This is a genomic window from Streptomyces sp. NPDC048185 (assembly GCF_043202495.1).
GTDB lineage: Bacteria > Actinomycetota > Actinomycetes > Streptomycetales > Streptomycetaceae > Streptomyces.
This window is the reverse complement of sequence record NZ_JBIDAN010000001.1, coordinates 755630-777768: the sequence shown is the minus strand read 5'-3', so window position 1 is coordinate 777768 and position 22139 is coordinate 755630. Positions and strand designations below refer to the sequence as shown.

Sequence of the window (22139 nt, the reverse complement as noted above, 5' to 3'; positions counted from 1 at the left end):
CTGTCCTGGCTGGGGCGTAGACGCCCGGCCCTGACGGAGTCACAACGACGGCGTCGTCGGCACGGCCGAGCGGCGACCGTCCTTCTGTTGTCCTCGTCGTTGATGGTCACGACCCTCAACGCCGAGGCGTGGGCGGTGCCGGGTCCCGGCATGAGCCGCCAGGGATCGGTCGACCTCCCCGACCTGCCGAAGAACACCTTCCTCGAAGGGGACGAGGAGGCGGAGAAGAACCTCACGACCGCCCCCGTGGTGCCCGTCGACCCGTACGCGCCGAAGGCCGTGACCCCCTGGGCCGACGGCAGCGGCACCGCCACCCTCGGCCCGGACGCCGAGGCCGGCACCACGGTCCCGGTCTCGGGAGGCCTGCCCGTCGCCGTCGGCGTGCCCGAGGGCACCGACCCCGCTGCCGTCGCCGGCGAGTGGAAGGTCGACCTGGCCGCGCCCGCCGCGTCCCAGGAAGCCGGTGTCTCCGGCCTGATCATGCAGGTCACCCCGCCGGCCACGGCCGACCCGGCCGCGCAGGTGGCGCTCGCCGTCGACACCACCTCCTTCGCCGACCTCTACGGCCCGCAGGCCGCCGACCGGTTCGGCCTGGTCCTGCTGCCCGAATGCGTCCTGACCGCCCCCGACAGCGGCGACTGCGCCGCCGGGGGCGGCACCCAGACCATGTCGGGCAAGGCCGACGGCAAGGCCGAGCGGCTGTCCAGCACGGTCGAGGTGGTGCCGGCTAAGGAGGCGCCCACCAAGGCCAAGGCACCCGCGAATGCCACCACCCACAAGATCCTCACCGGTTCCGTGCCGGTCGCCGACCTGCTCGGCGGCGACGCGGCCGCCCGCCCGGTCCCGGAGTCCGGAGCCGGGGCCGCCCCGAAGCCGTCCGGCGCTTTGGCCCGCACGGCCTCCGCCCGCACCGGCGCCCTCCAGGCGGTCGACGCCTCCGGCCCGCAGGTGATCGGCGCCATGGACACCGGTGCCTCGGCCGCCGGCGACTTCACCGCCACACCGCTGCTGTCCTCGGGTTCCTGGTCGGCGGGAGCCTCCTCCGGCGCCTTCACCTACGGCTACGACGTCCAGGTCCCGGAGACCGCGGGCGGACTGATGCCGAAGATCTCGCTGGGCTACTCCTCGCAGTCCGTGGACGGACGCACCTCCGCCACCAACAACCAGGCCTCCTGGATCGGCGACGGCTGGGACTACAACCCGGGCTCCATCACCCGCACCTACGCGAACTGCCGCGAGGACTCCAAGAAGGCCGGGTCGAACAACGCCACCCACCGCACGGCGGACCTGTGCTGGGGTTCCGACAACGCCACCCTCTCGCTCGGCGGCACGACCACCGAGCTGGTGTGGGACAAGGACCAGGGCAAGTGGTTCACCGCCAACGGTGACGGCTCCAGGATCGAGCGGATCGAGGACCCCGACACCAAGAACGGCGCCAGGAACGGCGAGTACTGGGTCGTCACCACCCGCGACGGCACCCGCTACCACTTCGGGCTGAACACGCTGCCGGGCCACACCGAGGGCCAGCCGGTCACCGACTCGGTGCTGACCGTGCCGGTCTACGGCAACCACCCGGGCGAGGACTGCTACAAGGCCGGTGACTGGGCGGGCTCCGGATGCGAGCAGGCCTGGCGCTGGAGCCTCGACTACGTCGAGGACGTCCACGGCAACGCGATGTCCCTGTGGTGGAAGAGCGAGCAGAACTACTACGCCCGCAACTTCAACTTCAAGGCCCCCGTCGTCTACGACCGCGGCGGATACCTGACCCGCATCGACTACGGCCAGCGCAAGGACAGCATCTTCTCGAAGCCCGCGCCGGCCCGCGTCGACTTCACGGTCGACGAACGCTGCTTCACCGAGGGCTCGCTCACCTGCTCCGAGGAGAACTTCACCGACAAGGACCCGGGCAAGTACCGCATCTGGTACGACACTCCGGGCGACCTGCGGTGCTCCTTTGGCAAGCCCTGCTGGAACGCCGGCCCCTCCTTCTGGAGCCGCATGCTCCTGAAGGAGATCCAGACCTCCGCCCAGCGGCGCACCGACACCGACGCCCGCCAGGTCGTCGACCGGTACGCGCTCGAGCAGAGCTTCCCGGTCCTGAAGACCGGCCCGAACACCGCCCTGTGGCTGGAGTCGATCCAGCGCACCGGCTTCGGCCGCAACGGATCCTCCGACGCCAGCGTCGAACTCAACGCGGTGCGCTTCGAGTCCAACGCGGACGACATGCCCAACCGGGTCATGCGCCCGAACGACCCCCGCCCCGGCTTCTCCCGCCTGCGCATCGCGCGCGTCATCAACGAGTACGGCGGCGAGACCGTCGTCACCTACAAGCCGACCGCGGGCGACTGCGCCACCGGCACCGGGCTGCCCGGCAAGTCGGACACCGCCGCGCTGAAGTCCAACACCCGCCTGTGCTACCCGCAGTTCTGGAGCCCCGATCCCGAGGCCGAGGAGATCGACTGGTTCCACAAGTACGTCGTCGACTCCATCGAGGAACTGCCCAACGTCGACGGCTCCTTCGGCACCCGCACGGCCTACGCGTACAAGAACGCCGGCTGGAAGCTGGCCGAGTCGGAGTTCACCAAGAAGTCCACCCGCACGTACTCCCAGTTCGCCGGGTTCGAACAGACCACGGTGATCACCGGCGCCGACGAACCGTCCATCGGCAGCAAGAAGTCCAAGGCAGTCACTCGCTACTTCCGCGGCATGGGCGACACCGTCCCGGTCAAGGACATCACCGGCGCCGAGATAGCCAAGGACCGCGAGCCCTTCGCCGGGCGCATCGCCGAGGAGCTGACCTACACCAACGCCTCCGACGCCGACACCGACTGGCTCTCGCGCAGCGTCACCGTCCCCGCCGCCACCGAACTGGCTCGGCGCGACCGCGACGACGGCCTGAGCCCGCTGCGCGCCTGGCGCGTCACGGAGCCCAGGGAGATCGCGTACACCAAGTCCTCCGGCACCGGCGATGACGACCGCACCCAGCGGGTCGTCGAGACGAAGACGGAGTACGAGTCGACGTACGGCCTGCCCACCCAGGTCGAGTCCCTGGGCGACACGGGCAAGACGGGCGACGAGTCCTGCACCCGCAGCGACTACCTCCACCACCCCGGCAAGAACCTCATCGGCCTGACCAAGCAGGTCCTGGTCTCCCCCACCACCTGCGCGAACGCCGACTTCGCCGACCTGTCCACGCTGAGCGGAGCCACCCGTACCGCCTACGACGCCACGGACTACGGCACCGCGCTGGCCGGCACGACCCGCGGCCTGGCCACCCAGACCTGGTCCCTCAACGGCGCAGGCACCGGCTTTCAGACCAACGGCACCAGCCAGTTCGACGCCGTCGGCCGGGTCGTCAAGCAGACCGACCCGGACGGCAAGTCCGGCACGATCACGTACGCCCCGGCCACCGGGCAGGTCTTCGAGGTCACCGAGACCAACGCCGCCGGCCACACCCAGAAGACGGTGCTGGAGCCCGGCCGCTCCACGACCCTGAAGACCACCGACGCCAACGGCCACACCAGCGAGGCCAAGTACGACCCGCTGGGCCGCCTCCTGGAGGCGTGGGGCCCGGGCCGCACCCCGTCCGGCTCGTCCGTGCCGGACCTCAAGGTCGTCTACACCGTCCCCAAGTACGACCCGGAGAACCCGGACCGCAAGCCCCCGTTCGTCACCAGCTACACCCGCGGTCACAACGACCGCGTGGAGACCTCCGTCACCCTCTACGACGGCCTCGGCCGCGAACGGCAGACGCAGGAGGAGGCGGACGGCGGCGGTCACCTGATCACCGACACGCTCTACAACAGCTCCGGCGAGATCTGGCAGACCAACAACGCCTACCTCACCCACGAGGCCAAGACCGGCGAGCTGTTCACCCCGCTCGCCGACACCGCCGTCCCCAACATCACCCGCTACACCTACGACGGCCTCGGCCGCGTGGTGGAGGAGACGCCGGTCCTCAAGGTCATGGACCCGGAGACCGGGGAGGCCACCTCGCAACCGGTGCCGGCCAAGGCGACCCGCTACGAGTACGGCCAGGACTGGTCCAAGGTGATCAACCCGGCCGGGACCTCCTCCTACCGCGTCTACACCGACGCGCTCGGCCGCACCTCCCGCGTGGACACCTTCAACTCGGCGCCCAGCGGCTTCACGTCGATGCGGTACGCGTACGACAACCGCGGCCAGCTGGTGAAGGCGACCAACTCCGCCGACCCCACGCACCCCTACACGTGGACCTACGACAACCGCGGCCGGCAGACCAGCGCCACCGACCCGGACACGGGCACCACCCGCACCACCTACGACCACCGCGACCGGACGCTGACCACCACCAACGCCCGCGGCGTCACCGTCTGGAACGGCTACGACATCCTGTCCCGCCCGACCCAGCAGCGCCTGGACAACTCCACCGGCAAGCTGCTCTCCGACCTGGGCTACGACTCGGCCCCGGGCGGCAAGGGCATGCCGGCCACCGCCACCCGCTACACCGATGGCGAGGCCTACACCCAGCGCGTCGACGGCTACACCAAGGACTACGACCCGACCTCCACGACGCTGACCCTGCCGCAGTCGCTGGCCGACACCTGGGGCCTGAAGACCTCCTACACCTACGGCTACACCTACGACGACACCGGCGCCCTCAAGGAATCCACGCTGCCGGCCGTCGGCCGCCTCGGCGCCGAGAAGCTCGTCGTCCGCTACAACAAGTACGGCAAGCCCCTCTCGGTCTCCGGCAAGGACTGGTACGGCGCCGAGACCGTCTACGACTCCTACGGCCAGGTACTGCGCTCGACGCTGGGCGCCCAGCCGTACCGGGTGTGGACGCAGAGCTCGTACGACGAGTCCACCGGCGAACTGAAGGACCAGTCGGTCTACCGCGAGCAGACCGGTGACCAGAGCGTCGTCGCCGGCAACCTCGTCTCCAACCGCTCCTACACCTACGACCCGTCCGGCAACGTCACCTCGATCCGCGAGCACTCCGACGGCATCGCCGAGCGCCAGTGCTTCGCCTACGACCCGCTCGGCCAGCTGAAGACGGCCTGGACCGCCAAGGACCAGACCGCCTGCGCCGGCCCGAAGAAGACCGACGGCACGCTCGACGTGGCCGCGGGCAAGGACGGCTCCGGCTACTGGCAGGAGTACGAGTACGACCTGGTCGGCAACCGCACCAAGCTGACCGAGAAGGACCTCACCGGCGCCACCGCCAAGGACGCCACGACCACCTACTCCTACGGCAAGGCCGACGGCACCCAGCCGCACACGCTGACCAAGGTGTCGAAGTCCTACACCACGCCGCAGGGCGCGCAGGTCAAGGCCGAGGCGGAGCGCCTGTACGAGCTGACCGGCGAGACCAAGTCGGTCACCTCCCTGGAGAACGGCGACAAGCAGGACCTGACCTGGACCTACGACGGCAAGATCGACCGCATCAAGGGTCAGGGCACCGGCGGTGAGACCCCGTACGTGGGTCTGGCCGACAAGTGCCTCGACCTCAGGAGCGGCACGGCTGCGGCCGCGCAGCCCATCCAGCTGTACGCGTGCAACGCCACCACGGCCCAGAACTGGCGCTTCGCCCCGACCCCCGGAGCGGCCCAGACCGACCCGGACCGGGGCACCCTGGTCGTCCACGACGACTGGTGCCTGCAGCCCGCCGGCAACACCGCCGGCTCCGCCGTCCAGCTCCAGAAGTGCAACGGCTCGGCCGCCCAGGAACTCAAGCGCAACGCCTCCGGCCAGCTGACGCATGTCGCGTCAGGCCTGTGCGTCGCGGTCAAGGACGCGAACTCGGCGGACTCGACCCCGGTCGTGCTCGCCGCCTGCGCCGCCGGCAAGGCCGAGCAGCAGTGGTCCGCGCAGAACGACACCCGCTACATCTACGGGCCCGACGGCTCGCAGCTGCTGCGGATCAAGGACAAGCAGGCCACCCTCTACCTGGGCGAGGCCGAGGTCACCGTCCGGCCGGGCGGCGCCCTGGTCCACACCCAGCGCACCTACTCGGTGCCCGGCGGCGCGGTCATGCGCTACGCCAACGGCAACGGCAGCGAGGCTCTGGTCGCGCTCGCCGGCGACCACCAGGGCAGCACCTACGCCGAGGTCGCCCTCTACGGCGACATGGCGGTCCGTATCCGCAAGCAGGACCCGTTCGGCAACCAGCGGGGCACCGGCGCGATCGGTAACGACCTTCAGACCCACTCCGGGTTCCTCGGTGCCACCCGCGACGACTCCTCCGGCTACCAGCCGCTGGGCGCCCGGCTCTACGACCCGGTCGTCGGGCGCTTCCTGTCCGCGGACCCGGTACTGGACCTGAACGACCTGCTTCAGTCCAACGGCTACTCCTACGCCCACAACAACCCGGTGACGATGTCCGACCCGACGGGTCTGGCCATCTCTCTGAGCGCCTCCGAGAAGGCTGCGGCCCTCGCGGGAGCGGGCCTGTCGGCGGCGGAGGTCTCGCAGGCGCAGGCCACCATGGGCAAGTCCCTGACCTCGGTGATCCTCGGCGCGGCCTGGAGCACGCTGAGTGACTTCATCGGCCTCAGCGACGCCATGGCCTGCTTCGGCGGTGACATGTGGTCCTGCGCCGGCATGGTCCTCGGGGCGATCCCGTGGTTCAAGGCCGGCAAGATCCCCGGCGTCCTCAAGGCCATCGACCGCACCATCGACGCCATCCAGGCCTTCCGCAAGGCCAAGAAGGCGGCCGAGGCCGTGCTCAGGGCCGCGAAGATGGCCGAGGCGGCGGCGCTGAAGGCCAAGAAGGCGGCGATCGCGAAGGCGAAGAAGGAAGCCGCGCAACGCGCCAAGAAGAAGGCGGCGGAACAGGCGAAGAGAACCGCCGACAGGGCGGCGGCCCAGGCCAAGAAGACCGGCAACGCGGTACAGAAGCGGGCCCAGGCCAAGGCGGCCCCGAAGGTGTCGTCCGTCAGTAAGGCATCGGGCGGCGGCAAGAAGGCGGCGTCCAAGCCCGGCGGCAACTCCGGCGGCTCCTCCCGCAGCAAGGGCGGCAGCAGCGGAAGCGGCGGCTCGGGCAAGGCCGACGGCGGCGGATCGTGCCCGGTCAGCAACAGCTTCGTGCCGGGCACCCGCGTCCTGATGGCCGACGGCACCACGAAGCCGATCGAGCAGGTGAAGGCCGGCGACAAGGTCGTCGCCACCGACCCGAAGACCGGTGAGCGCCGGATCGAGACGGTCACCGCCGAAATCAAGGGCGAGGGCCTGAAGCACCTGGTCAAGGTCACGATCGACACCGACGGCAAGGCGGGCACGAAGACCGCCGACGTCACGGCGACCGACGGCCACCCCTTCTGGGTCCCGGAACTGGACAAGTGGCTCGACGCCACCGACCTCCGCCCGGGCCAGTGGCTCCAGACCAGCGCGGGCGCGTACGTCCAGGTCGCCGCGGTGGAACGTTGGACCAGTACGGGGGCGACGGTCCACAACCTGACGGTCGGGAACACCCACACGTACTTCGTGCTCGCCGGGAATCAGCCGGTCCTGGTTCACAACTGCACCGGGGGCTACGACGCCTCCGGCGCGGCGTGCGACTGCCCGAGTCCGCGCCCGGCGGTGTGGGAGATCGACGCGATCCAGCACCCGGACAGTGCCATCCACGCTGCCGAAGAGGGCGGCGAGGGCATGATGGTCACCCTGGACCGACCGGGTGCCGAAGCTCGGCGGGCAGATAACCTGCGTGGTATTGCGACAAGTCCTGGGCAGGACCGCGACGAGTTCCCTCCCGCCATGTTCAAGGAGGGCAGGGGAGCTCACGTGAAGCACATCGGGGCAGGAGACAACAGAGGTGCCGGATCTTCGATGAAGAATCAGTTGGTGGACATACCGGACGGTGGCCGGGTGATGGTCACGATCGTCAGCCTCGGCTACATTCTGGGGCGCTGACAGTGGACCGTTTGCTGAAGCTCTCAGGCCCTGCGCTCTCGGACGAGCAGCCCGCCCCGGAGGACTGGTCCTCACTGGGATCCGTCGGTGCGGAGCTGCACCAGCTGTTGACGCGGCGCAATGGTTTCTACGCCTTCGAATCCGCCCTGCACGTCTTTCCGTCGGCTGTGGAGGTGCGGGGAACGCGTTCCTTCGGCGACTGGAACGAAGGGCGGCGCTGGCTGGACTGCTACGGAGCGCTCCGGCCCGAGTTGTCCTTCTTCGCCGAGGACGTCTTCGGCGGCCAGTTCGGCACCGACGGGAAGGGCGTCTACGCGTTCAATCCCGAAACGGCCGCCCTGACACCCGTCGGGGACTCCTTGGCCGACTGGGCGCACCGGGTGCTGGACGACTACGCGTACCTGACCGGGTATCCGGTGGCTCATGAATGGCAGTCGCTGCACGGGGCTCTCCCCGCCGGACACAGATTGATCCCGCGGATTCCGTTCGTGTTCGGCGGGACGTACTCAGCCGAGAACATGGTCCTCGTGGAGTCCACCGCAGCCATGCGGTACTCGGGTGGGATCGCCCTCTCCATCTCGAAAATGTCGGACGGAGTGCAGCTGAAGTTCGATCCCTCGGTGGTGGGACGGTTGCGTTGTGCCGCGGACCGTCCGGAAGGCCTGGGGATGTGCCGTTGTTTCGAGCAGTGCGGCACCGACGGCGTTTCGCTCTAGTCTCGCCCGGTCGGCTGGAGGTCTCCCCACGAGACCTCCGGCCGACCGGCAGTTCGAGAGACCTGGAGCGTCAGCCCGCGCTGACCGTCCCCCGCACCGTCCCGTCCGGCGCGGCCACCAGCACCGGTGTCCCCGCCCCGCCGAGGTCACGCACCGCCGCCAGGTCCTCGGCCGACGCCGACTGCGCCTCGGTCACCACGGCCGCCGCCTCCAGCGACGTCGCGCCGGACGCCACCGCCATCGCCACCGCCGTCCGCAGGGCGCTGAGCTCCAGGGACTCCAGGGCGACGGTCCCGGCGACGTACGTACGGCCGGTCTCGTCGCGCACGGCCGCGCCCTCGGGGACGCCGTTGCGGGCGCGAGCGGAGCGGGCCAGGGTGACGATCTTGCGGTCCTCGGGGTCGAGGTCGGTGGTGTCGGTCATGGTCAGAGCATACGGAGGCACCGGGCCGGTCATCCCGCCACCGGGTACATCGCCCCGCGCCGCCCCTGGGGCGACGCCAGCCACTCCAGCTTCGCGGCGGTGTTCGCCTCGTCCAGCGGAGTGTGCAGGACGATCGTCAGGTCGGGCCGTGCGGGCACCTTCAGCGCCGTCGACTCCACGCACAGCAGACCGACCAGCGGATGCTCCAGCTCCTTGCGGATCTGCCCGGCGTCCTCGATGTCCCGCTCCTCCCACATGCGGACGAAATCATCGCTCTCGTCCCGCACCTGGGCCAGGACCGCCTGGAACCCCTCGTCGTCGGGGCTGGCCGAGCACGCCGCGCGGAACTGGGCGACGACCGTACGGGCGTTGCGTTCCCAGCTCTGCGAACGGGCGCGGTACAGCGGGTCCGTGAAGAAGTCGACCAGGCAGTTCTGCGTGGCGTCGGGGCGCATGCCCAGCACGATCGCCGCCGCGTCGTTGTACATCACGCAGTTGTAGTACCGGTCCATGATGTGGGCCGGATACGGCATCCACGTGTCGATCAGCCGCCGCAGCCCCTCGCACATGTCCCGCTTGGCGGGCTCCACCTCGGGCGCGGGCGGGTTGAGCCCGGCCAGCAGGTACAGGTGCCGGCGTTCGGCGTTGCTCAGCCGCAGCACGCGGCCGACCGCGTCCAGCACCTGCGGGGAGACGGAGATGTCCCTGCCCTGCTCCAGCCACTGGTACCAGGAGGCGCCCACCCCGGCGAGCACGGCGACCTCCTCACGGCGCAGCCCCGGCGTGCGGCGACGCCCCCCGCCGTCCGGCAGCCCGGCCTCGGCCGGTGTCACCCGCGCGCGGCGGCTCATCAGGAACTCCCGCAGTTCGCTCCGCCGATGGGTCTTGAGCCCGGTTCCCGTCACGTGCCGATTCCCCCCTGATTCCGGCTGGTGGTGCCACCACCAGGACAACCGCCCGCTCCCCACGATCATTCCGGCGCCCGCAGGCTCTTGTCCATGGCGATCGACACCTCCACCTCCACCCCGCCGGTGCCCGCCGGCACGACGGCCGCTCCCCGGCTCTCGGCCCGCGACCGGCTCGTCCTGTTCGTGCTCTGCGCCGCCCAGTTCATGGTCGCGCTCGACTTCTCCGTCCTGAACGTCGCGCTGCCCGTCCTCGGCGCGGACCTCGGCATGGACCAGTCGGCCCTCCAGTGGGCGGTCACGGCGTTCGCGCTGCCGTCCGGCGGCTTCCTGCTGCTCTTCGGCCGCATGGGCGACCTCTACGGCCGCCGCCGGCTGTTCCTCGCCGGCCTCGCGCTCTTCGGCGCCGCCTCGCTGCTGGCGACCTTCGCCTGGGACCCGGCCTCCTTCCTCGCCGGACGCGCCCTGCAGGGCCTCGGCGCGGCGGCCATCGTGCCGACCGGCATGTCCCTGCTGACGACGACCTTCCCGGAGGGCCCGGCCCGCGACCGCGCCCTCGGCATCTCCGGCACCCTGCTCTCGCTCGGCTTCACCGTCGGCATGGTGGCCGGCGGAGTCCTGACCGACCTGCTGAGCTGGCGCTCCACCATGGGCCTGCTGGCGCTGTTCGCCCTGGTCGTGCTGCCGCTCGCGCCGGGCCTGCTCCCCGAGTCGCGCACCCCCGACCGCCCCCGCCTGGACGTGCCCGGCGCGGTCACCGTCACCGGCGGCCTGCTCGCCCTGATCTACGCCCTGTCGACGGCCGCCGAGCACGGCTTCGGCCGCGCCGACGTCCTCGTCACCCTCGTCGCGGGCCTGCTGCTCCTGGCCGCCTTCGCGGCCGTCGAGTCCCGCTCCGCGGCCCCGCTGGTCTCCCTGCCGATGCTGCGCCGCCGCACGGTGGCCTGGGGCAACCTGGGCGGACTGGTGACCTTCTCGATGATGTCCACGGTGATCTTCGTGCTCACCCTGTACCTCCAGGAGGTCCTGCACCTGACCGCCTTCGAGACCGGCCTGGTCTTCGGCGTGCAGGGCGTGCTGTCGGTGGTGGCCGGAACGTACGCGCCCCGCGTCATCGGCCGCTTCGGCGCCCGCCGCACCCTGGTCGGCGCGCTCGCCGGGCAGGGCGCCCTGGGACTGCCCCTGCTGGCACTGGGGGAGGGCGGCTGGTCGGTGTTCCTGGCCACGGCCGCCGTCTCCCTGGCCAGCATGTGCCACCTGGGTGCGATCATCTCCTACGGCCTCACCGTGACCTCCGGCGTCCCCGACGAGGAGCAGGGTCTGGCGACCGGCCTGGTCACCTCCACGCAGCAGGTCGGCATCACCGTCGGCATCCCGCTGCTGGGCGTGCTGGCCACCACCTCCGCGGACCTGCGCTCCGGTGTGCACACGGTGCTGGTCCTGGACGCGGCGATCGTTCTCGCGGCGGCCGCCCTGATCGCGGCCGGACTGCGCCCCCGCCGCTCAGGGACGGTCGAGGCGGAGCCGCTCGGCGCGCGGTAGACCGGCGACGACCAGGTCGTACGAGTCCTCGACCAGCTCCCGGACGACGCGGTCCGGGAGCTCGCCGTCGGCGGTCACCGTGTTCCAGTGCCGCTTGTTCATGTGCCAGCCGGGCACGATCAGGCCCGCGTGCTCGGAGCGCAGCCGGATCGCGTCCTCCGGGTCGCACTTGAGGTTGACCGTGAGGGGGAGCGCGTCGAGCGCGGTCAGGGCGAACATCTTCCCCAGCACCTTGAAGACCGAGGTCTCCGGATTGAAGGGGAAGTCCTCCACGGCCGCGTTGAAGGACAGGCAGAGCGCGCGCAGTTCCCCGGGAGTCACTCCGCCACCTCTCCGGCACCGGACTTCTCCGGGGCCACCGGCTCCGCCAGCACCGTCACGATCTTGTTCCGGCGGCCCGCGGCGGCCTCCGCCGTCAGCCGCAGCTCGCGGCCGTCGGGCAGCTCGACGATCGACGTGGCCCCGGCGATCGGCACCCGGCCGAGCGCCTTCGCCAGCAGGCCGCCGACGGTCTCCACGTCCTCGTCGTCGAACTCCTCCAGCCCGTACAGCTCGCCCAGGTCCCCGATGTCCAGGCGGGAGGTGACCCGGAAGCGGTCCTCGCCCAGCTCCTCGACGGGCGGCAGCTCACGGTCGTACTCGTCGGTGATCTCGCCGACGATCTCCTCGAGGACGTCCTCGATGGTGACGATGCCGGCCGTGCCGCCGTACTCGTCGATGACGACGGCGACGTGGTTGTGCTCCTTCTGCATCTCGCGCAGCAGGTCACCGGCGTTCTTGGTGTCGGGCACGAAGAACGCCGGGCGCATCGCCGTGGACACCAGGTCGCCCTCCGCGTCCCGGCTGATGTGCGTCTTGCGCACGAGGTCCTTCAGGTACACGATCCCGACGATGTCGTCCTCGCCGTCACCGGTGACCGGTATCCGGGAGAAACCGGAGCGCAGGGCGAGGGTGAGGGCCTGGCGGATGGTCTTGTACCGCTCGATGACGACCAGGTCGGTGCGCGGCACCATGACCTCCCGCACGAGCGTGTCGCCCAGCTCGAACACCGAATGCACCATGCGGCGCTCCTCGGCCTCGATCAGCGACTCCTTCTCGGCGAGGTCGACCAGCGCCCGCAGCTCCGCCTCGGAGGCGAAGGGGCCGCGGCGGAAGCCCTTGCCGGGGGTGAGCGCGTTGCCCAGCAGGATGAGCAGCGACGGGATCGGGCCCATGACCCGGCCCAGCGGCACCAGGACGTACGCCGCCGCGGTCGCCGTGTTCAGCGGGTGCTGGCGGCCGATGGTGCGCGGGGACACCCCGACGGCCACGTACGACACCAGCACCATCACCGCGATGGCGATCACCAGCGCCTCGCCGGTGCCGTCGAACTCCTTCAGGCAGGCGTAGGTGACCAGCGCGGCGGCGGCCATCTCGCAGGCCACGCGGACCAGCAGGGCGACGTTGAGGTAGCGCGTCGGGTCGGCGGCGACCTTGGCCAGCCTGGCGCTGCCGCGCCGCCCGGAGCGCACCGCTTCCTCGGCGCGGAAGCTGGACACCCGCGCCAGGCCCGCCTCCGCGCACGCGGCGAGCCAGGCGACGACGACCAGGGCGACGGCGCCGGCGACGAGCGGGAGGCTCATGAGACGGTCGGGGCCGGGGACGGGCCGGTCAGGCCCTTCTCCGCACGCCAGCCGTCCACGATGGCGGCCTGCAGGCCGAACATCTCGGCCTTCTCGTCGGGCTCCTCGTGGTCGTAGCCGAGCAGGTGCAGCACCCCGTGGACGGTGAGCAGCTGGAGCTCCTCGTCCATGGAGTGCTGTGTCGGTGCCTCCTTGCCCTGCTTCTCGGCGACCTCGGGGCAGAGCACGATGTCGCCGAGCAGGCCCTGCGGGGGCTCGTCGTCGTCCTTCGACGGCGGACGCAGCTCGTCCATCGGGAAGGACATGACGTCCGTCGGACCTGGCAGGTCCATCCACTGGATGTGGAGCTGCTCCATGGCGTCGGCGTCCACGACGATCACCGAGAGCTCGGAGAGCGGGTGGATGCGCATCCGTGCGAGCGCGTAGCGGGCGATGTCGAGGATCGCCTGCTCGTCGACCTCGGTTCCTGACTCGTTGTTGACGTCGATCGACATGGTCGTGCTGGTCTACTTCCCCTTGGCCTTGGCACCGCGCCCCGGGGCGTGGCCGCCCTTGTGGGCGCCGTTCTCGGTGCCGTTCCTGCTGTCGTACTGCTCGTAGGCGTCGACGATACGGCCCACCAGCTTGTGCCGGACGACGTCCTGGGACGTCAGCCGGGAGAAGTGGACGTCCTCGACGCCCTCCAGGATCTCCTGCACCTGCCGCAGACCCGACTTGGTCCCGCCGGGCAGGTCGACCTGCGTCACGTCACCGGTGATCACGATCTTCGAGTCGAAGCCGAGCCGGGTCAGGAACATCTTCATCTGTTCGGGGCTCGTGTTCTGGGCCTCGTCCAGGATGATGAAGGCGTCGTTGAGGGTCCGGCCGCGCATGTACGCCAGCGGCGCGACCTCGATCGTCCCGGCCGCCATCAGCCGCGGGATCGAGTCCGGGTCGAGCATGTCGTGCAGCGCGTCGTACAGCGGGCGCAGGTAGGGGTCGATCTTCTCGTAGAGCGTGCCCGGCAGGAAGCCCAGCCGCTCGCCGGCCTCGACCGCCGGACGGGTCAGGATGATGCGGTTGACCTGCTTGGACTGCAGGGCCTGCACCGCCTTGGCCATCGCCAGGTAGGTCTTGCCGGTGCCAGCCGGGCCGATGCCGAAGACGATGGTGTGCTTGTCGATCGCGTCGACGTACCGCTTCTGGTTCAGCGTCTTGGGGCGGATCGTGCGGCCGCGCGAGGACAGGATGTTCTGCGTGAGCACCTCGGCCGGGGTCTCCTGGCCGTCGCTCTCCCCGTTCTCGCTCGCCCTGAGCATGGCGATCGAGCGTTCCACTGCGTCCTCCGTCATCGGCTGCCCCGTGCGCAGCACCAGCATCATCTCGTCGAACACGCGCTGGACCAGGGCGACCTCATGGGCGTCGCCGACCGCGCTGATCTCGTTTCCCCGGACGTGGATGTCGGCCGCCGGGAAGGCCGTCTCGATCACGCGCAGAAGGGCGTCGCCGGATCCCAGTACGGTCACCATGGGGTGCTGGGCGGGGACGGTGAACTGTGCTCTCGCCTGCCCCTGCGCGGGGGTGTGAGCTGAGGGTGTCTGAGTCATGGGCCGGCGCTCGAGGCCTGCACGTCCTCCTCTGCGGCGTGCGCCGCGTGACGGGTGAGTCTGCTGTCTCCAGCGTACGACTCCCCGCCGACAGCACCCAGGTCTTTTATCCCACCGGCCCGGGGGTATGCCCGCGGGCGGTCACCGCTGGGCGCGGATCAGGTCCCGGAACCAGCGGTACGACGTCTTGGGCGTCCGCGCCTGGGTGGCGAAGTCGACGTGCACCAGCCCGAACCGGCGGGCGTAGCCCTCCGCCCACTCGAAGTTGTCCAGCAGCGACCACACGAAGTAGCCGCGCACGTCCACGCCCGCCTCCAGCGCCCGGTGCAGGGCGCGGACGTGACCGTCGAGGTAGGAGACGCGGTCGTGGTCGTCGAGGCCCTCGTAGGAGCAGCCGTTCTCCGTGATGACGACCGGCGGCAGCCGGTCGCCGTACCGGTCGCGCAGACCGGTGAGCAGCTCGGTGAGCCCCTCGGGGACCACGGGCCAGCCGAAGTCCGTCAGCGGCCGGTCCTCGATCGCGCGCACCGAGAACGGCAGCCCGGACGGCAGCCGCACCCCGCCCCACTCGCTCTCCGTGCCCTGCGGGGCGCCCACCCGCGCCGGGGCGTAGTAGTTCACGCCGTACCGGTCCAGCGGCTCGGCGATCACCTCCAGGTCGGCGTCGATCCGTCCGGCGGAGCCCGGCATCAGCTCGCCGACGCCCTCCGGGTACCGGCCCAGCAGCAGGGGGTCGGCGAACAGGCGGTTCAGCAGGACGTCGTAGAAGTCCGCGGCCTCCCGGTCGGCCGGCTCGTCCGAGGCGGGCCAGGTCGGTCCGTGCGAGTTGGCGATCCCGACGTCGCCCGCGCCGACCGCGCGCAGGGCCCGCACCGCGAGCCCGTGCGCGAGGAGCTGGTGGTGCGCCACCGGGAGCGCGTCGAACAGCAGTTCCCGGCCGGGGGCGTGCGTGCCCAGGGCGTGGCCGAGGAGGGTGTGCTCGGCGGGTTCGTTGAGGGTGAGCCAGCTGCCGACCCGGTCGCCGAGCCGCCGCGCGACGGCCGACACGTACTCCGCGAACCGGTACGCCGTGTCCCGTTCGAGCCAGTCCAGTTCCGCCGGGAGGTCCCAGTGGAAGAGGGTCGGCAGCGGGCGGACGCCCGCCGCGCACAGCTCGTCGACCAGGCGGTCGTAGAAGTCGAGGCCGCCGGGGGAGTCCACCCGGGGCCAGGAGACCGAGAACCGGTACGCGTCCACGCCCAGGCCGGCGAGCAGGGCCACGTCCTCGCGGTAGCGGTGGTAGTGGTCGCAGGCCACCGCCGCCGTCGAGCCGTCCTTGATCCGGCCGGGCTCGGCCGTGAAGGCGTCCCACACGGACGGCCCCCGCAGATCGGCCGCCCCCTCGATCTGGTGCGCGGACGTGGACACGCCCCACAGGAAGCCGTCCGGGAAGCGCGGCATCGCGTCAGTCGCCATGCGCGGATCATCCGTACCCCCGGTAACGGAAGTCAACGCCCTTGCGCGCCACGCGCGTTACGCGCCCTCCTTCAGCACCCGCGAGATCAGCCGGCGCTGCTCGTCCGTCAGCCGGGGATCGGCCGCGTACACCGTCTTCCCGTCCACGGTGATCTGGTAGCTGAACCCGTCCGGCACCCCGACGGGCGGCGTGGCCCGCCCGTCGGCGACCGCCCGCTCGGCCAGGGCGTGCCACTCCTCCGCGTCGGGGCGTCCCGCGGTCTCGATCTCCGCGTGGCGTTCGACGCCCGCGAAGCCTCCTGTGCGCCTCACCTGAATCCGCATGGGACCGTGTCTAGTACGGAACTACAGCGTGCGCACCCCGACCTGTTCCCAGCCCTTGCGCACCGCCTCCAGTTCGTCCGCGTCGCCGTAGCGCTCCCGGGCGGCCTTCACCGTCAGCGTCGCGAAGTCCGTGAACGACGCGTCCTCCTGCAGCTCGCCCCCGGTCAGCACGTCGTACCAGACCTGTCCGGCCCGCTCCCAGGCGTTGCCGCCCAGCTCCGTGGCGACGAGGTAGAAGGCGTGGTTGGGGATGCCGGAGTTGATGTGCACGCCGCCGTTGTCGCGGCCGGTGCGCACGTAGTCGTCCATCGTGGCGGGCTGCGGGTCCTTGCCGAGGACGTCGTCGTCGTACGCCGTGCCCGGCGCCTTCATCGAGCGCAGCGCCTCCCCGGTCACGCGCGGGGCGAGCAGCCCGGCGCCGATCAGCCAGTCGGCCTCGGCGGCGGTCTGGCCGAGCGAGTACTGCTTGATGAGGGAGCCGAAGACGTCCGACACCGACTCGTTCAGCGCGCCGGGCTGGCCGTAGTACGTCAGGTTGGCGGTGTGCTGCGTGACGCCGTGGGCCAGCTCGTGGCCGATCACGTCCACGGGGATGGTGAAGTCGAGGAAGATCTCCCCGTCCCCGTCGCCGAAGACCATCTGCTCGCCGTTCCAGAAGGCGTTGTTGTACTCGCGGTCGTAGTGCACGGTCGCGTCCAGCGGCAGTCCGGCACCGTCGATGGAGTCGCGCCGGTACGCCCTGAGGAACAGCTCGAAGGTGGCGCCGAGCCCCGCGTAGGCGCGGTTGACGGTGGCGTCCTGGCCGGGCTCGTCGCCCTCGCCGCGCACCTTGCGGCCGGGCAGGTCGGTGCCGTGCCGGGCGTCGAAGACCGTGCGGTGGGGCCTGCCCGCCTCGGCGCCGGCGCGCGGGGTCACGGTGGGGGCGCCGACGACGGTGGTCAGACCGCGGCGGGTGCGCTCGGCGGCGTCGCGCTGGATGGTGCGGCGCGCGGGCCCGGCGAGCACGGGGTCCTCGTTCCGGGCGAGCTTGTCGAGGACGTGGGGCGGCACGATGGTGCAGAAGACGGGCTCGAAGCCCCCGTTGGTCGTCATGCCCGGAACCATCGCACTGCGTGACTTCCCTGTCACTACAAGCAACCATGATCGGTGAAATGCGACGCCAAGCGGGCCCGGTGAGCAGCCGGAAGTGGTATACGGCACTTTTTGTCCTGGTTCCCTCCGTGATCCCGCATACTGATACGGACCCGCGTGACCGGCGTGGCTCGGCTAAGGTGCTGGGCATCATGCGTTTCGGGCTGCTTCTCCTTAGCTGCCGCGGCGAGGGCCTGTAAGAGGCCGACTCCCTCCCCGCGGTGCTTGGTGTTGCGCGTCGGCCGTCCTTCCGGACACGCGGACACCGCGGACATCACGAGGAGCCCACGCGATCATGGCCAACCGCCAGCAGCCCAGTTCCATGCCGACCACCAAGTACCGCGGCTACGAGCAGGTCGACATCCCCGACCGCACCTGGCCCGACCGGCGCATCACCCAGGCCCCCCGCTGGCTCTCCACCGACCTGCGCGACGGCAACCAGGCCCTGATCGACCCCATGTCGCCCGCCCGCAAGCGCGCGATGTTCGACCTGCTGGTCAAGATGGGCTACAAGGAGATCGAGGTCGGCTTCCCCGCCTCCGGCCAGACCGACTACGACTTCGTACGGTCGATCATCGAGGACCCGGACGCCATCCCGGACGACGTCACCATCTCCGTGCTGACCCAGGCCCGCGAGGACCTGATCGAGCGCACGGTGGAGTCCCTGAAGGGCGCCAAGCGCGCCACCGTCCACCTGTACAACGCCACCGCCCCCGTCTTCCGCCGCGTCGTCTTCCGCGGCTCCAAGGACGACATCAAGCAGATCGCGGTCGACGGCACCCGCCTGGTCATGGAGTACGCCGAGAAGCTGCTGGGCCCCGAGACCGAGTTCGGCTACCAGTACAGCCCGGAGATCTTCACCGACACCGAGCTGGACTTCGCCCTGGAGGTCTGCGAGGCGGTGATGGACACCTACCAGCCCGGTCCGGGCCGCGAGATCATCCTCAACCTGCCCGCCACGGTGGAGCGTTCGACGCCGTCCACGCACGCGGACCGCTTCGAGTGGATGGGCCGCAACCTGTCCCGCCGCGAGTACGTGTGCCTGTCCGTCCACCCGCACAACGACCGCGGCACGGCGGTCGCCGCGGCCGAGCTGGCGGTCATGGCCGGCGCCGACCGCGTCGAGGGCTGCCTGTTCGGCCAGGGCGAGCGCACCGGCAACGTCGACCTGGTCACCCTGGGCATGAACCTGTTCTCCCAGGGCGTCGACCCGCAGATCGACTTCTCCGACATCGACGAGATCCGTCGCACGTGGGAGTACTGCAACCAGATGGAGGTCCACCCGCGCCACCCGTACGTGGGCGACCTGGTCTACACGTCCTTCTCCGGCTCCCACCAGGACGCCATCAAGAAGGGCTTCGACGCCATGGAGGCCGACGCGCGGGCCAAGGGCGTCACCGTCGACGACATCGAGTGGGCCGTCCCGTACCTGCCCATCGACCCCAAGGACGTCGGCCGCTCCTACGAGGCGGTCATCCGCGTCAACTCGCAGTCGGGCAAGGGCGGCATCGCCTACGTCCTGAAGAACGACCACAAGCTGGAACTGCCGCGCCGGATGCAGATCGAGTTCTCGAAGATCATCCAGGCGAAGACGGACGCCGAGGGCGGCGAGATCACGCCGACGGCGATCTGGGACGTCTTCCAGGACGAGTACCTGCCCAACCCGGAGAACCCCTGGGGCCGCATCCAGGTCAGGAACGGCCAGACCACGACCGACCGCGACGGCATCGACACGCTCACCGTCGAGGCCACGGTCGACGGCGAGGAGACCACCCTGGTCGGCTCCGGCAACGGCCCGATCTCGGCGTTCTTCCACGCCCTGCAGGGCGTCGGCATCGACGTCCGCCTGCTGGACTACCAGGAGCACACGATGAGCGAGGGCGCCTCCGCGCAGGCCGCCTCGTACATCGAGTGCGCCATCGGCGACAAGGTCCTGTGGGGCATCGGAATCGACGCGAACACCACGCGCGCCTCGCTGAAGGCGGTCGTCTCCGCCGTCAACCGGGCGGCTCGCTGACCAGCCGAATCGGTGACAGGAGGCCCCGCACGCCGGATCACGGCGGGCGGGGCCCCGTCGTATACCGGCCATCTCCACACCGAGGTCACGGAAAGGTCTCGTCCCGGGTGCTGACTCCACGTCGGTGATGTGGCTAACATCACGCCAGCGCGGCGATGCTGCCGCGCGGTTACGGAGGTGCGACGTGCTGCCTGGACGGGGACGAGACGACCGAGCTGCCCGGCTGCCGCGCATCCTGGGCACCCGCACCGCATGGACGCCCGTCGGCGACGGCGAGTTCTTCTGCCCCGGCTGCGGGGGCGACCGCAACTACCAGCGCCTCACCGGCCGCCGCCGCTTCACGCTGCTCGGGGTGCCCGTGCTGCCGCGCGGCGAGTCGGCGCCGACCGTGGAGTGCGCGGCCTGCCGCCGCCACTACGGCACCGACGTCCTCGACCACCCGACCACCACCCGCTTCTCCGCGATGCTCCGCGACGCCGTCCACACCGTCGCCCTCGCGGTGCTCGCCGCGGGCGGCACCTGCTCCCGCACGTCCCTGGAGACGGCGGTCGCCGCGGTGCGCGCGGCCGGCTTCGAGGACTGCACCGAGGAGCAGCTCGCCGCGCTGGTCGAGGCGCTCGAGGCCGACACCGGGCGGGTGCGCGACGAGCCCTGCGTGCCGGGCCTGGCCATAGAGCTGCACGAGGCGCTGGACCCGCTGGCCCCGCACCTCGCCGCCGTCGGCCGTGAGTCGATCCTCCTCCAGGGTGCCCGCATCGCCCTGGCCGACGGCCCCTACACACCCGCCGAGCGCGACGCCCTGGCGACGGTCGGCGCGGCGCTGACCATCTGCTCCGACGACGTGACCCGGCTGCTGGAGTCGGCGGGCACCCCTTCCTGACGCCGCTCAGCGGTCCCCGGTGAGGTCCAGGCGCAGCACGTGCCGGTCCATGCCGGGCCCGAAGTAGTCGCGGCGCAGCCCGGCCTCGGGCTCCTCGGGGGCGAAGCCGAGGGAGCGGTAGAGCAGGATGGCGGCGTGGTTGGCGGGTTCCACGGTGAGGCGGACCCGCTCTATGCCGTCCCGGCGCAGCCGGGCCAGTATCTCCGTCATCAGTTCCCGGCCGAGTCCGTGCCGGCGGCGGTCCCGGGTCACGCACAGCCCCAGGATCCAGCTGTCCCTGCCGAGCGCCGGGGTCGTCGTCGCGGCCAGCACATAACCGCGCAGCCGGCCCCCGCCGCCGTCGAGGACCAGGAAGTGCTCCGCGTACATGTCGAAGAGCTGGCGCAGCAGGAAACCCGGATAGGCGACCTCCTGGAAGACCTCCTCGTCGAGTCGTCGCAGTTCGGGCAGGTCGGACTCGCGCGCCGTCCGCAGGACCGGCGGCAGGGCGTCCGGGAACGGCCTCCGCTGCGTGAGGTGCTCGTGGCGGTCCAGGGCGCGTTCCAGTGGTTCGGCGGTCATGCCACCCCCAGTCAGGATGTGCGGACGTCAACTCGACGGACGCCGGAGCCACACTCGATGGAATGAGGGGTCCCGCTGGCGGCCGGTGCTCCTTCTGGCTAGAGTGAGCGCCCAACTCCCGCTGTGCAAGGGAGAGTTAGGGTGTGCAACGGTGCGCCTGACGTGCGCCCGGGAGTGAGGACTGGCGGGTTCCCGGCTGTCCGGATGCGCCGTGGCGTCCTATCTTGCGAACAAGGAGACGCCTCTCTACCGGTCGGCGTCCACAGGACCGCGCGCGGGCGCACGGCCCTGTCCACAAGCGAACGGAACGCGGCAGGGTGACTATGGACCGTAATGCCGACGCGCCTTGGTCGAAATTCGATCCCGAGGTGTATGTCGACAACAACTACCGGACCCCGCTCGAAGTCGACCGGCTGATCGTGCGCCTGATGCGCGACCACTTCAGCCGCTGCTTCGCCGGGGCCGTACCGGATTCCGTCCGGGGTGTCGACGTCGGTGCCGGTGCGAACCTCTACCCCGCCCTGTCCATGCTGCCCTGGTGCGAGAAGATCCTCCTCCTCGAGTACGCCGGCCCGAACGTCGAGTACCTGAAGAGGCAGACCTCCGCCCAGGGATACGACACGGCCTGGGACGCCTTCTGGGAGGAGCTCCGGCAGGCCCCCGCCTACCGCGACCTGGAGCCGAGGACCCGCTTCAGCGACATCGTCCGGGTGGAGCGCGGCAACCTCTTCGACCTCGACGGGCAGCGCCGCTGGGACCTCGGCACGATGTTCTTCGTCGCCGACTCCATGTCCGAGTGCCCCGAGGAGTTCCAGCGGGGCGTGCGGTGCTTCATGAACGCGCTGAACGAGGGAGCCCCCTTCGCCGCCGCCTTCATGAAGGAGTCGGTCGGCTACCAGGTGGGAGAACACCAGTACCCGGCCTACCGGGTGAACGAGGAGCGGGCCCGGGAGAGCCTGAGCCCCTTCTGCAAGGAACTGGAGATCCACGACCTGCACCACGTGGTGCGGCCGGGACACGAGGGAATTCTCCTCGCCCTGGGGCAGCGGAACGCGGAGATTGCCGCCCCCTGAGAACGGGGACCAT

At 70.7% G+C, this 22139-nt stretch carries 16 protein-coding genes; 6 read left to right on the top strand and 10 right to left on the bottom strand.

Annotation, left to right across the window (positions count from 1 at the left end):
• Positions 1 to 102: 102 nt before the first annotated feature.
• Both ACGF3H_RS03530 and ACGF3H_RS03525 read left to right on the top strand, forming a co-directional pair.
• Positions 103 to 7890, top strand: coding sequence for a ricin-type beta-trefoil lectin domain protein (locus ACGF3H_RS03530; protein ID WP_362488887.1), 7788 nt, complete (start codon positions 103 to 105; stop codon positions 7888 to 7890).
• A 2-nt stretch (positions 7891 to 7892) separates the two neighbouring features.
• Entirely contained in the window at positions 7893 to 8606 is a 714-nt protein-coding gene (locus tag ACGF3H_RS03525) for an SMI1/KNR4 family protein (RefSeq protein ID WP_362488714.1), read from the top strand.
• Positions 8607 to 8676: 70 nt separating this feature from the next.
• Here ACGF3H_RS03525 and ACGF3H_RS03520 read toward each other — a convergent pair whose 3' ends face one another.
• Positions 8677 to 9030 (bottom strand): cytidine deaminase, encoded by a 354-nt coding sequence (locus ACGF3H_RS03520; protein ID WP_362488713.1) that lies wholly within the window; start codon positions 9028 to 9030, stop codon positions 8677 to 8679.
• A 29-nt stretch (positions 9031 to 9059) separates the two neighbouring features.
• Complete coding sequence (locus ACGF3H_RS03515) at positions 9060 to 9881, bottom strand: helix-turn-helix transcriptional regulator (RefSeq protein ID WP_362488884.1); 822 nt, start codon at positions 9879 to 9881, stop codon at positions 9060 to 9062.
• Between the two features lie 147 nt (positions 9882 to 10028).
• Between ACGF3H_RS03515 and ACGF3H_RS03510 the strand changes: the two genes are divergently transcribed.
• On the top strand, positions 10029 to 11477 hold the full coding sequence (locus ACGF3H_RS03510) for an MFS transporter (protein ID WP_362488711.1): 1449 nt from the start codon (positions 10029 to 10031) through the stop codon (positions 11475 to 11477).
• Here ACGF3H_RS03510 and ACGF3H_RS03505 read toward each other — a convergent pair.
• The 7 genes from ACGF3H_RS03505 to ACGF3H_RS03475 all read right to left on the bottom strand — a co-directional run bounded on the left by ACGF3H_RS03505 (position 11439) and on the right by ACGF3H_RS03475 (position 17556).
• Positions 11439 to 11798: an MmcQ/YjbR family DNA-binding protein gene (locus ACGF3H_RS03505; protein ID WP_362488710.1), complete on the bottom strand. Its 360-nt coding sequence runs from the start codon at positions 11796 to 11798 to the stop codon at positions 11439 to 11441. The genes ACGF3H_RS03510 and ACGF3H_RS03505 overlap by 39 nt on opposite strands.
• Complete coding sequence (locus ACGF3H_RS03500; RefSeq protein WP_362488708.1) at positions 11795 to 13099, bottom strand: hemolysin family protein; 1305 nt, start codon at positions 13097 to 13099, stop codon at positions 11795 to 11797. Before ACGF3H_RS03500 ends, ACGF3H_RS03505 begins: the two co-directional genes overlap by 4 nt.
• On the bottom strand, positions 13096 to 13593 hold the full coding sequence (gene ybeY, locus ACGF3H_RS03495; protein WP_077798791.1) for an rRNA maturation RNase YbeY: 498 nt from the start codon (positions 13591 to 13593) through the stop codon (positions 13096 to 13098). Before ybeY ends, ACGF3H_RS03500 begins: the two co-directional genes overlap by 4 nt.
• A 12-nt stretch (positions 13594 to 13605) precedes the next feature.
• The gene (locus tag ACGF3H_RS03490; RefSeq protein ID WP_362488706.1) at positions 13606 to 14685 is read right to left on the bottom strand and encodes a PhoH family protein; all 1080 of its coding nucleotides are present in this window, start codon (positions 14683 to 14685) and stop codon (positions 13606 to 13608) included.
• Between the two features lie 141 nt (positions 14686 to 14826).
• Entirely contained in the window at positions 14827 to 16140 is a 1314-nt protein-coding gene (locus ACGF3H_RS03485; protein ID WP_362488704.1) for a GH1 family beta-glucosidase, read from the bottom strand.
• Positions 16141 to 16197: 57 nt separating this feature from the next.
• The gene (locus tag ACGF3H_RS03480; RefSeq protein WP_362488702.1) at positions 16198 to 16464 is read right to left on the bottom strand and encodes a protealysin inhibitor emfourin; all 267 of its coding nucleotides are present in this window, start codon (positions 16462 to 16464) and stop codon (positions 16198 to 16200) included.
• Between the two features lie 21 nt (positions 16465 to 16485).
• A complete protein-coding gene (locus tag ACGF3H_RS03475; RefSeq protein WP_362488700.1) occupies positions 16486 to 17556 on the bottom strand; it encodes a M4 family metallopeptidase in 1071 nt (356 codons plus the stop codon).
• A 334-nt stretch (positions 17557 to 17890) separates the two neighbouring features.
• Between ACGF3H_RS03475 and leuA the strand changes: the two genes are divergently transcribed.
• Positions 17891 to 19612: a 2-isopropylmalate synthase gene (leuA, locus tag ACGF3H_RS03470; protein WP_362488698.1), complete on the top strand. Its 1722-nt coding sequence runs from the start codon at positions 17891 to 17893 to the stop codon at positions 19610 to 19612.
• Between the two features lie 184 nt (positions 19613 to 19796).
• Positions 19797 to 20492 (top strand): TerB family tellurite resistance protein, encoded by a 696-nt coding sequence (locus ACGF3H_RS03465; RefSeq protein WP_362488696.1) that lies wholly within the window; start codon positions 19797 to 19799, stop codon positions 20490 to 20492.
• Between the two features lie 6 nt (positions 20493 to 20498).
• Here ACGF3H_RS03465 and ACGF3H_RS03460 read toward each other — a convergent pair whose 3' ends face one another.
• Positions 20499 to 21053: an N-acetyltransferase gene (locus ACGF3H_RS03460; RefSeq protein WP_362488695.1), complete on the bottom strand. Its 555-nt coding sequence runs from the start codon at positions 21051 to 21053 to the stop codon at positions 20499 to 20501.
• 323 nt (positions 21054 to 21376) lie between these two features.
• On the opposite strand from ACGF3H_RS03460, the gene ACGF3H_RS03455 reads away from it, so the two are divergent.
• Positions 21377 to 22126 (top strand): SCO2525 family SAM-dependent methyltransferase, encoded by a 750-nt coding sequence (locus ACGF3H_RS03455; RefSeq protein ID WP_362488693.1) that lies wholly within the window; start codon positions 21377 to 21379, stop codon positions 22124 to 22126.
• The last annotated feature ends 13 nt before the right edge of the window (positions 22127 to 22139 follow it).